Annotated in this window: 11 protein-coding genes; 2 read left to right on the top strand and 9 right to left on the bottom strand. The window is 63.4% G+C overall.

What is annotated here, in order from left to right:
- A partial coding sequence (mgtA, locus tag VMA09_10830; protein HUA34090.1) for a magnesium-translocating P-type ATPase occupies positions 1-2,492 on the bottom strand: 2,492 nt, incomplete at its 3' end.
- Positions 2,493-2,729: 237 nt separating this feature from the next.
- Between mgtA and VMA09_10825 the strand changes: the two genes are divergently transcribed.
- On the top strand, positions 2,730-3,407 hold the full coding sequence (locus VMA09_10825) for a TetR/AcrR family transcriptional regulator (GenBank protein ID HUA34089.1): 678 nt from the start codon (positions 2,730-2,732) through the stop codon (positions 3,405-3,407).
- On the top strand, positions 3,404-4,600 hold the full coding sequence (locus tag VMA09_10820) for a M20 family metallopeptidase (GenBank protein ID HUA34088.1): 1,197 nt from the start codon (positions 3,404-3,406) through the stop codon (positions 4,598-4,600). The genes VMA09_10825 and VMA09_10820 overlap by 4 nt, the downstream gene beginning before the upstream one ends.
- 115 nt (positions 4,601-4,715) lie before the next feature.
- Here VMA09_10820 and VMA09_10815 read toward each other — a convergent pair whose 3' ends face one another.
- From VMA09_10815 to VMA09_10780, 8 genes are all read right to left on the bottom strand, one after another.
- Positions 4,716-5,966, bottom strand: a complete 1,251-nt coding sequence (locus tag VMA09_10815; protein HUA34087.1) for an acyl-CoA dehydrogenase family protein — start codon at positions 5,964-5,966, stop codon at positions 4,716-4,718.
- A gap of 55 nt (positions 5,967-6,021) precedes the next feature.
- A complete protein-coding gene (locus VMA09_10810) occupies positions 6,022-7,524 on the bottom strand; it encodes an amidase (GenBank protein HUA34086.1) in 1,503 nt (500 codons plus the stop codon).
- A gap of 142 nt (positions 7,525-7,666) precedes the next feature.
- Entirely contained in the window at positions 7,667-9,556 is a 1,890-nt protein-coding gene (locus VMA09_10805) for a hypothetical protein (GenBank protein HUA34085.1), read from the bottom strand.
- A 222-nt stretch (positions 9,557-9,778) separates the two neighbouring features.
- A complete protein-coding gene (locus VMA09_10800; protein ID HUA34084.1) occupies positions 9,779-10,783 on the bottom strand; it encodes an LLM class flavin-dependent oxidoreductase in 1,005 nt (334 codons plus the stop codon).
- Between the two features lie 2 nt (positions 10,784-10,785).
- Complete coding sequence (locus tag VMA09_10795) at positions 10,786-11,268, bottom strand: nuclear transport factor 2 family protein (protein HUA34083.1); 483 nt, start codon at positions 11,266-11,268, stop codon at positions 10,786-10,788.
- A gap of 26 nt (positions 11,269-11,294) precedes the next feature.
- Entirely contained in the window at positions 11,295-13,694 is a 2,400-nt protein-coding gene (locus VMA09_10790) for a xanthine dehydrogenase family protein molybdopterin-binding subunit (GenBank protein HUA34082.1), read from the bottom strand.
- Positions 13,684-14,184: a (2Fe-2S)-binding protein gene (locus VMA09_10785; GenBank protein HUA34081.1), complete on the bottom strand. Its 501-nt coding sequence runs from the start codon at positions 14,182-14,184 to the stop codon at positions 13,684-13,686. Before VMA09_10785 ends, VMA09_10790 begins: the two co-directional genes overlap by 11 nt.
- Positions 14,177-15,052, bottom strand: coding sequence for an FAD binding domain-containing protein (locus tag VMA09_10780; protein HUA34080.1), 876 nt, complete (start codon positions 15,050-15,052; stop codon positions 14,177-14,179). The genes VMA09_10785 and VMA09_10780 overlap by 8 nt, the downstream gene beginning before the upstream one ends.
- Between the last annotated feature and the right edge of the window lie 151 nt (positions 15,053-15,203).

The raw sequence follows: 15,203 nt of genomic DNA, 5'->3' as shown, positions 1-15,203 counted from the left end.
AATCGTTGCAGCAGGAATCCCTTGACCAACTGCACGAGCGCCAGGTACGTCAGCGTCGCGGCGGCGAGGAAAGCATAGAACGCCAGCGGTAGCGGAACGAATCCGAGGTCATGCGCCAGCGGCAGATATGGCAGCACGATTCCGAACGCGACCACGACGAGGGTCGTGATTGTCAACGGCAGGCTCGGCCGGTTGCGCCACGGATTCCCTGTCGTCCGAATCACGAACAGCACGAGCGTCTGCGTTGCGAGCGATTCGACGAACCATCCCGTGTGGAACATCGTTTCGTTGGCCTGAAACACACGCAGCATCATGTAGAAGGTGATGAAGTCGTAGATCGAGCTGATCGGCCCGATGAAGATCATGAAGTTGCGGATGATCGAAATGTCCCAACGCTGCGGCTTGCGGATATAAGCCGGATCGACGTTGTCGGTCGGGATCGTCACCTGCGCCAGGTCGTAGAGAAAATTGTTGAGCAGGATCTGCGTCGGCAGCATCGGCAGAAACGGCAGGAACAGCGACGCGCCCGCCATGCTGAACATGTTGCCAAAGTTCGAGCTCGTGCCCATCAGCAGATATTTCAGAAGATTGCCAAAGGCCTTGCGGCCCTCGATGATTCCGCGATGAAGCACGCCCAGGCCCGGCTCGAGCAGGATGATATCGGCGGCGTCCTTGGCGACATCAACCGCGCCCGACACCGAGATACCGACGTCGGCGGCATGCAGCGAAGGCGCATCGTTGATGCCGTCGCCGAGAAAGCCCACCACGTGACTGCGCGCCTTGAGCGCGTTGATGACGCGGTTCTTCTGGCCCGGAGAGACGCGCGCGAAGACGTGTATCTTCTCCGCGGTCGCGGCCAGTGCTGAATCACCCAGCCGATCCATCTCGTCGCCGAGCATGATCCGCCCGCCGTCGAGTCCCACTTCGGTGCAGATTCGCCGCGTCACCAACTCGTTGTCACCGGTGAGGATCTTGACCTGAACGCCATCGCGTCGAAGTGCGGCGAGGGTTTCTTTCACATCGGCGCGCGGAGGATCGCGAAACGTCAGAAAGCCGTCGAGCACGAGATCGCTCTCGTCCGCCGCCCTGACGCCCTCGCCCCGGTCGAGCAGGCGATGCCCCACGGCGAGCACGCGCAGGCCGTCGGCGCTGAGCTTCTGAAAGGTCTCGACGCATCGTGCGCGGGCCGCCGCGTCGAGGGGATGCTCTCCATCCTCGCTAAACGCCGACGACACCGCGAGCACGGACTCAGGAGCGCCCTTGGTGATCATCATGAAGCGGCCGTCCTGGGCGACCACGATTGACAGGCGCCGGCGTTCGAAGTCGAACGGGACTTCATCGGTCTTGGTGTAACCGGCGGTGTCGTTCCCAGCGCTGGCGATAATCGCGTCGTCGAGCGGGCTGCGAATCCCGGTTTCGAACGCGCTGTTAATCACCGCCAGCTTGACCACTTGTGAATTCTCGGCGCCGAAGCATCCGAGCGAGCGATCGAAGGTGATCGCGCCGGCCGTCAGAGTGCCGGTCTTGTCGCTGCACAGCACGTCGATACTGCCGAAGTTTTCGATCGCGTCGAGATGCTTGACGATCACCTTCTCGCGCGCCATCCGCACTGCGCCCATCGAGAGCGTGACCGTCGTTATCATCGGCAGGAACTCGGGCGTCAGCCCCACCGCCAGCGCGACCGCAAACAGCAGCGACTCGAGCGGATTGCGATGCATGCTCAGATTGACGAGCAGGATGAACAGCACGAGGAAGAAGACCGTTTCCATGATCAGGATGCCGAAGCGGCGTGTGCCCCGATCGAACTCGGTTTCCGGCGCGCGCTGGGCGAGCCTTTGCGCGATATCGCCGAACGCGGTTTCGGCCCCGGTTTTGACGATCACCGCGTTTGCGGTGCCGCTCACCACCGAGGTGCCGAGGAACACCATGCACGGCGACTGCAAATCGAGGGTCGCGGGATCCTGCGTGGCGAATTTTTCGGCCGGCGCGGACTCGCCCGTCAGCGCCGCCTGCTGCAAATGAAGGTCGCGGCAACTCACCAGGCGCGCGTCGGCGGGCACCAGGTCGCCCGCCGCGAGCCGCACGATATCGCCCGGCACCACCTCGCGCCGCGGCCGCTCCTGCCATTTGCCGTCGCGCAGCACGGTCGCGGTCGGCGCCACCTGCTCGCGCAACCGTTCGACGGCGCGCTGGCTGCGATAGGCCTGAAAGAAGTTGAGCACGGTGCTGACGACAATGATCGAGGCGATGAGCAGAGCGTCGGTCGCTTGACCGAGCACCGCTGAAATTCCGGCCGCGGCGAGCAGAATCAGGACCAGGGGATTGCGGACGAAGCGCAGGAACTCGCGCAGCGGTCCGCCGTGAGTTACCGGTGCGGGATCGTTAGGCCCGACCTCTGCCAACCGCTGGTTAGCAGTCTCGGTACTGAGACCTTTCTCGGAGGTACCCAGTCGTTCGAACAACTCGAGAAGCGCAACCGGCGCCGTAGTCATACGTCCTAACTCCGGGGTTCAAGCCGAGTGGCATCCCCGGCGCAAGGCCGTGGCCGAGGTGCGCAGATTGTCGTCTTCCTGGGACGCTATATGCAACGCCTGAGGAGCGCGCGTTTCTTCCCAGCGCTACGCTCGCGGCATGAGTTTGTTATCTTCAATTCGGGTGGTGTAAAAAAGTCGTGGGAACTAAATGTCAGCCCGCGACTTTGCAAATCTCGCCTGAAATCGATCTCGCACGTGAATCAAAGCAGAAAAGCACTGGCCCTTAAACGTAAACCTGCCGGACGCGCAGTTCCCGCGCTGCGCCGCGAACCGCGCCGTCGCCGCCGCCCTGAAGATGCGGCCTCGGAGATCCTCGAGGCGGCCGAGGCCTTCCTGCGCGAGCGGCCTTTCCACGAGATGACGGTTGACGACCTGATGGCGCGGACGGGACTGTCGCGGCCGTCGTTTTACGAATACTTCCGCGATCGCCACGAGCTGGTTGCCAGGCTCGTCGAGCGCTTGCAGCACATGATCGAGGCAATGAGCGAGCGATGGTTCAGCAGCGCCGGCGATCCGCGCGCGGACCTGCGCCGCGGCTTCGAAGGTCTGATCGAAGTCTATAAGGTGCATGGCCATCTGCTGCGAGCGGTTGCGGCCGCGGCGCCGCAGGATCGCGACGTGGCCGAGGCTTACGATCGCCTCATCGGCAGTCTGACCGACGGCACCGCGCGGCGCATCCGGCGTGACATCAAGCTGCGCCGCACGCCGCCGCTCAATGCGCGCGAGACGGCGCACGCGCTCATCCTGATGGGCGAGCGGTACCTTGCCGAATCGATGGGGCGCGAGCCGTCGGTGTCGCCGCGCGTCGCGGTCGATGTGCTGACGACAATTTGGATGAGAGTGCTGTACGCTCCGCGCCAGGACGCCGGATGAGTGAATATCTGTACCAAGTTGCGCGGCAGCTGGTCGCATTCGACACCGTCAGCAGCCGCAGCGACGTTGCCGCGATGGAGTATCTCGCCCGCGAGCTCCGTGCGCGCAGCTTCAAGACCGCGCTTCAACCGGTAGAGCTGCTCGGAGTTTCGCAGGCGAACCTCGTTGCCTGGATTGGTCCTGCGCGCTCTGACGGCCTGATCATCTCGGGTCATATCGACACCGTTCCGTTCGAGGGGCAACCCGGATGGACGCGGCAACCGCTCGAACTCGAGCCGGCCGGCGATCGAATCTACGGCCGCGGCACGTCCGACATGAAAGGGTTCATCGCGCAATGTCTCGACGCGATGACGCGGCTCGACGCCTCGCAGCTGGACCGTCCACTGGTCTTCGTGTTCACCGCGAGTGAAGAAGTCGGATGCCTCGGGGCGGAGAAAATCGCGCCTGCGCTGAAGCAGGTGCTGGGCGAAGTGCCGGTTCCGCGTCTGGCCTGGATCGGCGAGCCGACTTCGTACACTATTTGTCACGCCCACAAGAGTATCGTGCTGTTCGACGTGACGGTGCGCGGCATTGGCGGACACAGCGGCGCTCCTGCGCGCGGCGTCAATGCGATTGCGGTAATGGGCCGCGTGATTGACACGATAGGCCGCTACCAGGAGGAGCGCCGCGCCCATCGCGCGCCAGCCTTCGAGGCCATCTTCCCCGACTCACCGTATGATGTGCTGAACTTCGGAACGATCCAGGGCGGCCTCGCGCTTAACATGATCGCGGAGCAGTGCACGCTGCGTATCAGTTACAGATCGTTGCCTGACGCCGATCCGCTCGAGGTGCATCGCGATATCGCTGGGCGTCTATGCGCGATCGAAACCAGCGATTACGCCTCGCGCGAGCATCACGCAAAGATTGAAGTCGGTCCCGCGATGGTAGTGCCGCCGCTGAACTCGCCGCGCGGCACCGCGCTGGAAAAGGTGCTCTTCGGCCTGACCGGCGCCCGTGATTCAGGTGGCGCTCTGTTCGGCACCGACGGCGGATGGTTCTCGCCCGCGGGAATCGTGTCGCTGATCTGCGGCCCCGGCGATCTCGACCAGGCCCATCAACCCGACGAATTCATCCGCCGCGAACCGTTCGAAAGCGGCTCCGCAATGGTCTCGCAAGTGATCGAACGAATGTGCTCCGGCCCGCGCCCCGGCTAGACGGCGCCCGAACGCTCTCGATTCATTTGTGAGCGGCGTTTCTGATCACGCTTCCCGAGAGGGAAAGGGCCAGTTAGTGGCTTCGCCAGTTCTGAGAGAACTGGTACGTCATTGATCAAACAAGGACGGAGTTCGGCGGCAGGCCGAGCATCGCGCGGCCGTGGAGCTCGAGCGCGGTGTCGAGGTCGTACACTACGTGACAGGACATCATGTTGATGTCGCGAAACGCGCGCTGGAGCGGATCGTCGAGCATGTGTGCGCCGGCTCCTGCCGCCTCGACAAGGGTCTGGATCGCCTCGCGGGCGAACTTCACCGCGTAGGCGATTCGGCATCGCAGCTCGATGCGCTCCTCGACCTTCGCGGGCTCGGCTCTTTCCGCGAGGCCAACGATCTCTCTGGCGGCCTGCCGAATGATTGTTTCGGCTGTGCTCGTCAGGACCTGCGCTCGCGCGAGGCGCATCTGCGCAGCGGGTCTCTCGGCTTGAGTGCTCTGCATGCCGATAGTCACGCGGGATGTGAGACGATCGCGATAGGTCTTGACCGCCTGTCGCGCCGTGCCCACCGCCGGAATCGCCGCGGCCACGCATAGAAACGGCAGCATCGGCATCCGGTAGATCGGATTCGAATGCATCCTGCAACCCGGCGCGGTGCCGTCCTGCATCTCCTTCATGTCGATCACGCGATGCGCAGGCACGAAGACATCCTGCATCGCGATGTCGTTGCTGCCGGTCCCGATCATTCCGTCGACGTGCCAGGTGTCGATCACATCGACCTGCTCCGCAGGCACCAGGATAAAATAAATTCGCGGTCGCGATCCGTTTGGCAATATCGCCGACGCGAGCACCCAGTCGGCATGCATCACTCCGGTGCCCCACTTCCATCGGCCCGTCACGCGATAGCCGCCTTCGACCGCGGTCATGATTCCGGGTGGGAACGTCACGCCGGGCGCGATGATGTATGGGAAGCCGCCGCCGAAGGTTTCGTCCTGCGCCTGTTTGGAGAAATGCGCGAGCATCCAGTTGTGTTCGACGCAGAATGACGCGACCCATCCGGTCGATGAGCAGCCCTCTCCGAGCGGCATCATCGCGTCGATGTAAGTATCGATGTCGAATTCGAGTCCGCCGTAAATCTTCGGCACGAAGTGGTAGAAGATTCCGCTCGCGCGCAGCGCATCCCACGCCTCGTCAACCGGGCGCCGAAGCCGCTCCGCCTCGCGACTATTGGCGGCGAGCAATGGCTTCAGTGCGGTGGCGCGCTTGACGAGCTCGCGCGGCGTGATCGCGTCGAGTTGCGCGCGCGACAGCCAGTCGTTGCCGCGCGGAATCCGCCGATCTGCCAGCGGCGCTGGTTGTATTGAATCGCTCATTTGAGAACTCAACTGTCGCTCATTCCGGGCAGGTCAAGCAAGTTGACAATGCCGATCAGCTGACCTTCTGCCAGTCGACACTTTTTTCGTAGGCGTGCGCCAGGCGCAGGATCGTCGAGTCCTCGAAATGACGGCCAGTTAGCATGAGGCCGACCGGCAGGCCGTTCGATTTCGCGCATGGCACGCTGAGCGAGGGATGCCCCGTCAGATCGAAAGGCGCGGTGTTCGTGATCATCGAGTAGGGCGTGGCATCGTCGATGCGCCGGGCTTTCATCGGCGTCGTCGGCATCGCCAGCACGTCCACTTCGCTGAGCGCGGCGTCGTAAATCCCCCGCAGTGTCGCGCGATAGTTCTGCGCCTTCGCGTAAAGCCGGCTGTGATAATGCTCGCGCAGGTACTCGCCGAGCACCAGCATCAGCTTGACCGTGATCGCTTCGTCGTTGGCGCGCGCGAGCATGCCCTGGCCGAAATGCTCGCCCAGCGAAGAAATGTATGCGCCTGGATGATGCGTACCCATCAACTTGCTGTGAGCAAGCATCGCCATGCCCTCGGGCACGATCGCGAAGAGCCAATCGGCGGCGGTGCGATGCTCCGGAATCGAGATCTCGCGCGCATCGATGCCGAGCCGCTCCAGCGCGGAAATCGAATTGCGCACCGCCGCGTTGACGTCGGCCTCAGCCCCCTGATGCTCGAAGCCCTCGCGCACCACGCCGACCTTGAGGCCCGCGACGCTCTGCTCGAGCAGGTCGACATAAGGTTCAACCCTGATCTTGCCGCGCTGGCGCTGGTCGAGCGGATCGCTGCCGGCGATCACCTCGAGCAAGAGCGCGACTTCATGCGTCGTTCGCGCCATTGGACCAACATGGTCGAGCGACGGATCGATGCTCATCACGCCGGAGTAGGGCACCAGGCCATATGTCGGTTTGATTCCTACCGTGCCGCACCACGACGAAGGAATCCGAATCGAGCCGCCCTGGTCGGTGCCGATCGTCATGTCGATCCCGTCGTAGTAGAGAGCAGCGCCCGAGCCGCTTGACGATCCGCCCGAGCAATAGGCGGGATTATGCGGATTGCCGGTCGGGCCGTAAGTGCTGGTGCGTCCGTCGCCCGATAGCGCAAAGTCGTCCATGTTAAGGACCGCGACGATCTCGGCGCCTGCATCGAGCATCCGCGTGACGATCGTCGCATCCACTCCCGGCACGAAACCCTGCAGCACCGCCGAGCCGCCGGTCGCCGGAAGTCCTGCCACGCACACGCTGTCCTTGAGGCCGATGCGCTTGCCTTTGAGCTTGCCATGCGGCGCGCCCTCGACGCTGCATCGCAGGACGATGGCGTTCAGCGGGTCGTCCTTGCGATCGGGCTTGGAGGTAACCTTGCGATCGGGATATCGCGCGGAGGAATCGAGCGGAGCAATTGTCGTGGAGTCGAGCTTTTCGAGGACTTCGATTTGCGCGCTCATGATCGAGCTGAGCGCACTAAGTTCCGCTGGCGAGAGATGCAGATGATTATGCTCGGCGATTCGTTTGATCTGCTCCTGCGTGGGTGCCGCGAGTGCCATGCGCGTGGGACCTCCGAACGTTGATGACTTGTTCGATATCATCCCCGTCGCGCTTTGGCCACGAAGCCAGTCAGAAGTATGGATGGTTGAGTGCGCAGCGCGGGAGCCGGACGAAGCGGCTCCCGCGCTTTTCAGGATCGCATCAAGGAGTGATAGGAACGCCCTGCCACAACTCCCAACCGCCGTCAGGAATCTCGAGGTTGAACGGATTCGCGGTTCCCATCCAGAGCGCGTTCGCATCAGCGACCATGGTGCGAATGCCGTAATTGAACGGATTGCCCAATCCATCGAGTGTTTCGGCAACCGCAGGACTGGTGTCGTCCTGGAAGCGCCAGATGTCGGCGCCCGGCGCGTAGATCGCGATGTTATTGGCGAAGAAACCGTTGTTGAAGAAGTTGGACAGCGACTGCACAGTGTTCGGTCCGGTCTGCAACGCTCGGATGCCGGTTTCGGCCGTGACACTGTCAGCCAAGGTCGCAATGACGATGCTCCAATCGAATGTCCCGATGTAAAGATTGTTGTTGAAGGTAGCCATCGACCACGTGTACGCGTTGAACACATTGCCGAAGCCGGCGGGACCATACTCGCCAGGATTCCCTCCCATATTGTTCGGAACGAGGAACCACTGCCCGCCGCCGTAGACGGGCAGCTCGGCATCGCCATAGAGGAGTTCGGTTGCGGGCTGCGGATCGACGTCCGTAAGCGTGGTGCCGCAGCATCGGAAAATCGCAATCGGTCGCTGCGTGCCGAGAATCGCCATTGCGAAGTCGCTCGGAATGGGCGGGAAGCTCGGCGGCGGAAAGGCCTGGTAGTGCTCCGCGACGCCGCTCAACGGCACCTGCAGGGTGCCCCAATAAAGGAATCCATCGAACGAGGCGAGCGCGCCGCCGACGACGGTGTGCGCCGTGACCCCGTCGGGATCGTAGAAGTTAACCTTCCACAGCTCCTGCCAATTGGCGGCGTCCGCATTGGTCAGACCGCCGACGGCAGCGACAGGGCTCATCCACAATCCGGCGTAGTTGGTAGTGGTGCCGGTTCCGAAACCGGTCCACGTGGTGACGAAGATACGCCCCTGGTGAGCCGCGAGGTTGGCGGCTTCATTGTCAATATCGCCGACGTCCACGAACTGGAAAGGAAGCGCCACTGTCCCTGTCCACTTCAACACGCTGCCCGTACGGGTGGCGGTGTTCTGCACACCGGCGTAGAGCTGCGTGCCGAGCACCACCCACGAGCGGATATCGCTGTACTGCGGGAAATTTTGCGATCCGATATATGCGTCGGTCGTGGCGTTGAACGCGAACATGTTGATTCCGCCGGTGAGCGACTGTCCGGCCAGGAATGCAACGCCACCCAGATTTCCCGCTGAGCGCAGGCCCACCGTGTTAGCGATCAAGGGATCAGACGGCGTCACGTCGGTAAGCGTGCTGGTCGTAGTATCGAAGGTGAAAATTCCTGGTGGACGAGTGTCAGCGATCGCTGCCGGCAACATGTGCGCGGTGCCATAAACGCTGTCGCCGAATTCACAAACGTACGAATCGGTCTCAATTGGATCCAGCGGCAGGGCGACCGCGCTGAGCAAGTTTCCGATAACCAGACACAAAGTGTTCTGCGAAGTGCCGAGCCAAAGCGTGGTTCCCGCTTCAGTGAGACCCCATACGTACGATTCATTTACTTTGTTGGGCGTCGTTGGCGGCGTCGTCTGAAGCTGGTTGATCTTGAGTTGGTTGCTCATCGACGGCGGCGGACAAACGTTCACCGCAGGGTAAAGATTGTTGGGATCTCCGACGCCGTAGAAACATTCATCCGGCGCGGCGTTGGCCATCTGGGTTTTGTCCAGACTAGCAACCGGAGTTGGCGTCGCAGTCGGCGTAACGGTTGGCGTTGCGGTAGCTGTGGTGACAGACGGTGGCGGTCCGCCGCTGCTGCCCCCGCATCCGGCAGATATCAGAATGATAGCGACGAACAGTCCGGCCAGCGCGACTGGCGCGAATCCGATCCACGCCCGACTCGAAGAACCGAGTTTGGTCGACATAACCCCTCCCTTTTTTGACCATCGTCTCGTTCAGCAAAAGGTATGCCGAAGCACCGATCGTCTGGTGGGAGCGAGAGGCTGATACCTGACGGCGGCCAGGTCACACGTGGGCTAGTCGAATGATGAACAGGCGTTGCGATGACAAAAAGGTTGGCGTCGATTCAGAGAGCGCACGGCATCTCTTCGTCGTAATTCAACGTCGAAATTTTGGCGGCGCGTCGGTTACAGCAAGCGCGACAGCAGGTGGCGATGCACGTCGCCGATCGTGCGCTGGTGCGGCACGCCGGGAATCTCGAAGAATACCGGCGAGGTCAGGCCGGCGTCGAACAGCCGCGCCAGGTTCTCGCGGCATCGCTCGGGACTACCCGCGATCGCAAACGTGTCGACGATCCAGTCCGAGATCATTTCGACCGGCATCTCGCCGTTTGCCAGGCGCGCGCCAATCGCGACGACGAGATCAGGATCGAGACCCGCCGTCGCAAACAGCGGATTTTTCGGCTCTCCTGCCATCAGGCCGATCAGTCCTGCGAGCAGGGGCTTGATCGCGTCGCGCGCAGCCCGGTCATCCTCGCCAATCGACGACAGGATATAGCCTGCGACCGGAAAATCGCTGGCGCCGCGCGGGCCGCGTCCGCGTGCGATCGCCTCGCGCGCAAAGCGGATGTACGCGGGCGAGAGCATCGCGCTGAGCAGCACGCCGTCGGCGATCTCGCCCGCCAGCGCCAGGTTGCGAGGTCCAAGTACGCCCAGATGAATCGGGATCTCCTTGCGCAGAGGACTGAAGTTCAGCTTCACGCCGCTGGTGCGGACATGACGGCCCTCGTAGTCGACTTTGTCACCGCGCATCATCGCGCGAATCACCTCGACACTTTCACGAATCGCGCGCGACGCGCCTTTGTAATCGAGGCGCAGGTTGATTTCGATCCACGCTCTCACGCCCGCGCCGATCCCGAGGATCGCGCGGCCCTGTGCCAACTCGTCGAGCGCGGCGAACTCCATCGCGATCAGCGCCGGATGCCGCGTGAATGGATTGAGCACGCCGATCCCGATCTTGAGCGACGTGGTCGCGCTCGCGATCGCCGCCGCGATCGTGAATGCGCCGCGATAGAAATAATCCTCTGGAATCCAGAACGTGCTGAAGCCGAGTTCCTCGACGAGGCGCGCTGCCTCGACGAATTGCTGCACCGTTGCGTTCTCGAATCCGATCGCGAACTCCGTGCGCGGCATGATCAGAATCCGGGCCGCGGTTCATTGGCCGGCGCGCACGGCGAGAAATGGCAATGCCACATCTTCCAGGCGGGCTTGCCGCCATCGTCTTCGCGCACGAACACTTCGCTGCCGCGGAACTTTATCGACACCGTGTCGGTTGGCAGCTCGATCCCGGATGATTTCGCCTGCGCGCCTGCTATCGCACGCACCGGGATCACGCTCTCGAAGGCGAGCCACGCCGCATCGCCGCGGACCTCGAGGCGCAGGATCTTTTCGTCAGTCGCCGGCAGGATTTCCATCACGCCGCGCAGATGAGTCCAAAGCCGCTCCCACTCGGCGCGCTGAGCGTAGGTGTGGCCGTTGAGGTTGAAGCCCTGGAAGCGATCGCCGCCCACGAACGCCTCGCGCATCCCGTCGAGATCGAAGCCCACGTTCGCGCGCATCCAGATGTTGTGCAGGCGCAAAATCTCCTTGCGATCCTGTTCGATATTTTCGTTAGCCACCGAAAACCTCCTGCCGCACGCGATCGTCAGCGCGCGGAATCCTTGCTTCTTGATTGATCGATGATCGACAACACGCGTTCCGGCGTGAGCGGAATGTCGGTAACGCTCGCGCCCTGAGCCGAGATCGCGTCGGCGACGGCGTTGGAGATCGCCGCGCCCGGTGCGATCGCGCCGCCTTCGCCCATGCCCTTGAAACCGCCGAGCGTGAACGGCGACGGCGATTCGATATGCGCGATCTCGACCCGCGGCACATCGGTCGCCGTCGGGGCAAGATAATCCATCAACGTGCCGGTCAGCACCTGGCCGTTGTCGTCGTAAACAATCTGCTCGAGCATCGCGGTGCCGATCCCCTGCGCGACGCCGCCCTGGATCTGGCCGTCAACCACCATCGGATTGATAATTCGCCCGCAGTCCTCGACTACGACGTAGCGCAGAATTTTGATTTGGCCCGTGCCCGAATCGATTTCGACTGTCGCGATATGGGTCGAGTTCGCGTGGGTCATGAGCGGCGGCTCGTACGAGGCCGTCGTTTCGAGGCCCGGCTCCTCGCGCTGGAAGTCCGCGCCAGCGGGCAGATACGCCTGACGCGCGATCTCGGCGATCGGCGCGAGCGCAGCTCCGTCGGCACGCCGTACGACAAAGCCACTAGCGAGATCGAGCTCGCCCGGCGGAATCTCACCGCGGCGCGACGCGATGCGCAAAATCTTCTCGCGCACTGCTGCCGAGGCTTTCATCGTCGCGCCGCCGCCGACCACCGCGCTGCGGCTGCCGCCCGTGCCCCAGCCGTACGGCACCGCCTCGGTATCGCCGAACACCACGCGTACGTCCTCGAGCGCGACGCCGAGCTGATCCGCCGCGATCTGCGCGAACGTGGTCTCGTGACTCTGGCCGTGCGAATGCGTTCCGACCAGCACCGTCACCTTGCCCGCGCGATCCATCCTGACCGTCGCGGTTTCGTAGCCCGCCATGCGCAGACCCATCGCGAGCCATCCAGCGGTGCCGGGCGCCGTGGTCTCGATATACGACGCGATGCCGAGGCCGATCATGCGTCCCGCGGCGCGCGCGGCCTTCTGCTGCACACGAAAGTTCTGGTAGCCGATCATCGCGAGCGCTTTGGCCAGCGACTCCTGATGGCTGCCGCTTTCGACCTGGAAGCCGAGCACGTTGGTGTATGGATGATCTTCCCTGCGGATCATGTTGCGGCGCCGCAGCTCGGCCGGATCGAGCGCGAGCCGATGGGCGGCGAGATCCACCATGCGCTCCATCGCAAATACTGCGGAGGGCATGCCGACGCCGCGATATGCGCCGATTGTCGTTTTGTTGGTCGCGATCGAGATGGCTTCAAAACCGTAAGCCGCGATCCTGTACGGCCCCGGCATCGCGGACGCCGTCACGCCCGCCTCGAGACCGGAGCTCCACGGATGCTCGGTATAAGCGCCGATGTCGCTGAGGCATCGCGAGCGCATCGCGAGCATTGTGCCGTCGCCGCGCAGCGCTAACTCGACGTTAACAACCTGATGCTTGGCGTGGAGCGAGGCGATGAGACTCTCGCGCCGGTCTTCGATCCACTTGACCGTGCATCCGAGCGCACGCGAGGCATACGCGGTCACGACTTCTTCGGGAAAGACATGAGCCTTGAGGCCGAAGCCGCCGCCGACGTCGGGCGCGATCACGCGCAGGCGGTGCTCAGGGAAATCAAGAATCTGCGCCAGATGCGTTCGCAGCACGTGCGGGATCTGCGACGACGACCAGAAAGTAAGCTGCCCGCTGGCAGGCTCGTAGATTGCAAGACACGCGCGGCCTTCCATTGGCAAGGCCGTATGGCGTCCGGTCGTGAAGCGCTCGGCGATCACGACGTCGGCCTCGGCGAAGGCGCGCGCGACATCGCCGAACTCCGCCTTGACCGCGACCAGCACGTTGTCGCCCCATTCGTCGTGCACGAGCGGCGAAGCCGCATCGAGCGCGCGCTCCATATCGACGACAGGCTCCAGCGGTTCGTAGTCAATCTCGACGAGTTCCGCCGCGTCTTCGGCGACATAGCGATCATCGGCGACGATCGCGGCCACCGCTTCGCCAACGAAGCGCACTTTATCGCGTGCCAGCACCGGCCATTCGCAGGTCTTATGCTGCGGCGAGCGCGAAGCGGGATCCCATTCGACGCGCATCACGGCAGCGCTGCCTTCGAGTTCTTCGGCGGTAAACACCTTGTGAACGCCGGGATGCGCGCGCGCCGTGGTGGCGTCGACTCGCAGGATCCGCGCGTGAGCGTACGGGCTGCGCACGAATGCGATCGCGAGCGTGCCGGGCAGCCGCACGTCATCGACGAACTGGCTTTTGCCCATGAGCGCGCGGCGATCCTCGACGCGGAGGACGGACGCGCCGACGAGTTTGCCGGTGCCGAGGGGAGATGCCGCGCTACTCGCCACCGCTGCCTCGCGTGCCCATCGCCTGCATCACGGCCGCGACGACATTCGCATAGCCGGTGCATCGGCAGAGATTCCCGGAGAGCGCCGCGCGCACGGCCGCTTCGTCGAGGGGCGCGCCGCTTGCGATCAACTCGTACGCCGTCATCAAGAATCCCGGCGTGCAGAAGCCGCATTGCAACGCGTGGCATTCGTGGAACGCCTGCTGCAACGGATGCAGCTCGGCGCCGCGCGCGAGGCCCTCGGCGGTCAGGATATCGGCGCCATCAGCCTGCGCCGCGAACATCAGGCACGAGCGGAGACTTTGCCCATCCACAATCACGGTGCAGGCGCCGCACACGCCGTGCTCGCACCCGAGGTGCGTCGCAGTCAGGCCGAGGTCGTCGCGGATGAAATCCGCGAGCAGCTTGCGCGGGCTCGTCTCGCGTTCGAACTCGCGCCCGTTGACGCGGAGCTTGATCGCGATCCGATCGCGGAACTCGAGGTCAGGCATGCCGACGCGCTCCTTCGGTCTCCGCGAGGCATTCAGCGAGTGCGCGATACGCTAGCGTCTGCGTAATACGGCGGCGGAAATCCTCCGAAGCGTGAATGTCAGAGCTCGGCTCGACGGCTTCCGAAGCCATCCGCGCCGCACTACGCAGATCATCTTGCTGGCGATTTCGAATCAAAGAGTCGAGCCCTGTCACCATCAGCGGCACGGGATGCGCGGCGCCGATGCACAGTTGAATTTTCGCAAGCCGCCCAGATGCATCGAACACTGCGCGACTCAGCGCCGCCGCGATCGCGAAGTCGCCATGCCGCCGGCACATCTCGGCGAAGCCATACACCACACGGCCCGCGGGGCGCGGAAATCTGATCTCGGTGAGAATTTCATCCGCATCGATTGCCGTGGTCATCGGTGCGACGAAGAAGTCCCGCGCGGGCACGACCCGCTCGTCCCGCGTCGAGCGCATCACGATCGAAGCGTCGAGCGCGACTGCCGCGAGCAGCCACTCTGCGGCGGGATCGGCATGCACGAGCGAGCCGCCGATCGTGCCGCGATTACGAATGGCGAGGTGGCCAATTTCGGACGCCACACGCGGCAGAATCGGCATCGCCGCACGGAGGTCCGCCGAAGTTTCGATCGCGCGATGCCGCGTCATGGCGCCGATCCGGATCTCTTGCGCGGTGATCGAAATCTCCGCGAGAGCTGCGATACGGTTCAAATCGAGCAGCGCGGCGGGCTGCGCGAGCCGCAGATTCATCATCGGCACCAGGCTCTGCCCGCCCGCGAGCAGTTTCGCGTCGGTGCTCTGCGCGAGCAGTGCCAGCGCATCGTCGAGCTTTTCTGGCGCCGCGTAATTGAATAGAGCCGGCTTCAACTCAAATCCCGAATCATTGGCGTTCCACCTGCTTAAACCGTTACCGACACTGTGTCAATAAGAGTGGTGGACGACGCTTGGCCCCGTTCCGATAAGGGCTTGGCGCGCGATGCCCGTTCGGGTTAAGGTCGCGCTAATTACCGAGCGAGGT

It is taken from the genome of Candidatus Binataceae bacterium (assembly GCA_035508495.1).
Classification (GTDB): Bacteria; Desulfobacterota; Binatia; order Binatales; family Binataceae; genus JASHPB01.
The sequence above is the reverse complement of the archived record's forward strand: the minus strand, read 5'-3'. Positions and strand labels throughout refer to the sequence as shown.

What these genes read in the sequence shown, in the direction of transcription:
- VMA09_10820 (HUA34088.1), top strand. Translation starts at nt 3,404, where the DNA reads ATGAGTGAATATCTGTACCAAGTTGCGCGGCAGCTGGTCGCATTCGAC.
- VMA09_10815 (HUA34087.1), bottom strand. Translation starts at nt 5,966, where the DNA reads ATGAGCGATTCAATACAACCAGCGCCGCTGGCAGATCGGCGGATTCCG.
- VMA09_10810 (HUA34086.1), bottom strand. Translation starts at nt 7,524, where the DNA reads ATGGCACTCGCGGCACCCACGCAGGAGCAGATCAAACGAATCGCCGAG.
- VMA09_10805 (HUA34085.1), bottom strand. Translation starts at nt 9,556, where the DNA reads ATGTCGACCAAACTCGGTTCTTCGAGTCGGGCGTGGATCGGATTCGCG.
- VMA09_10800 (HUA34084.1), bottom strand. Translation starts at nt 10,783, where the DNA reads ATGCCGCGCACGGAGTTCGCGATCGGATTCGAGAACGCAACGGTGCAG.
- VMA09_10785 (HUA34081.1), bottom strand. Translation starts at nt 14,184, where the DNA reads ATGCCTGACCTCGAGTTCCGCGATCGGATCGCGATCAAGCTCCGCGTC.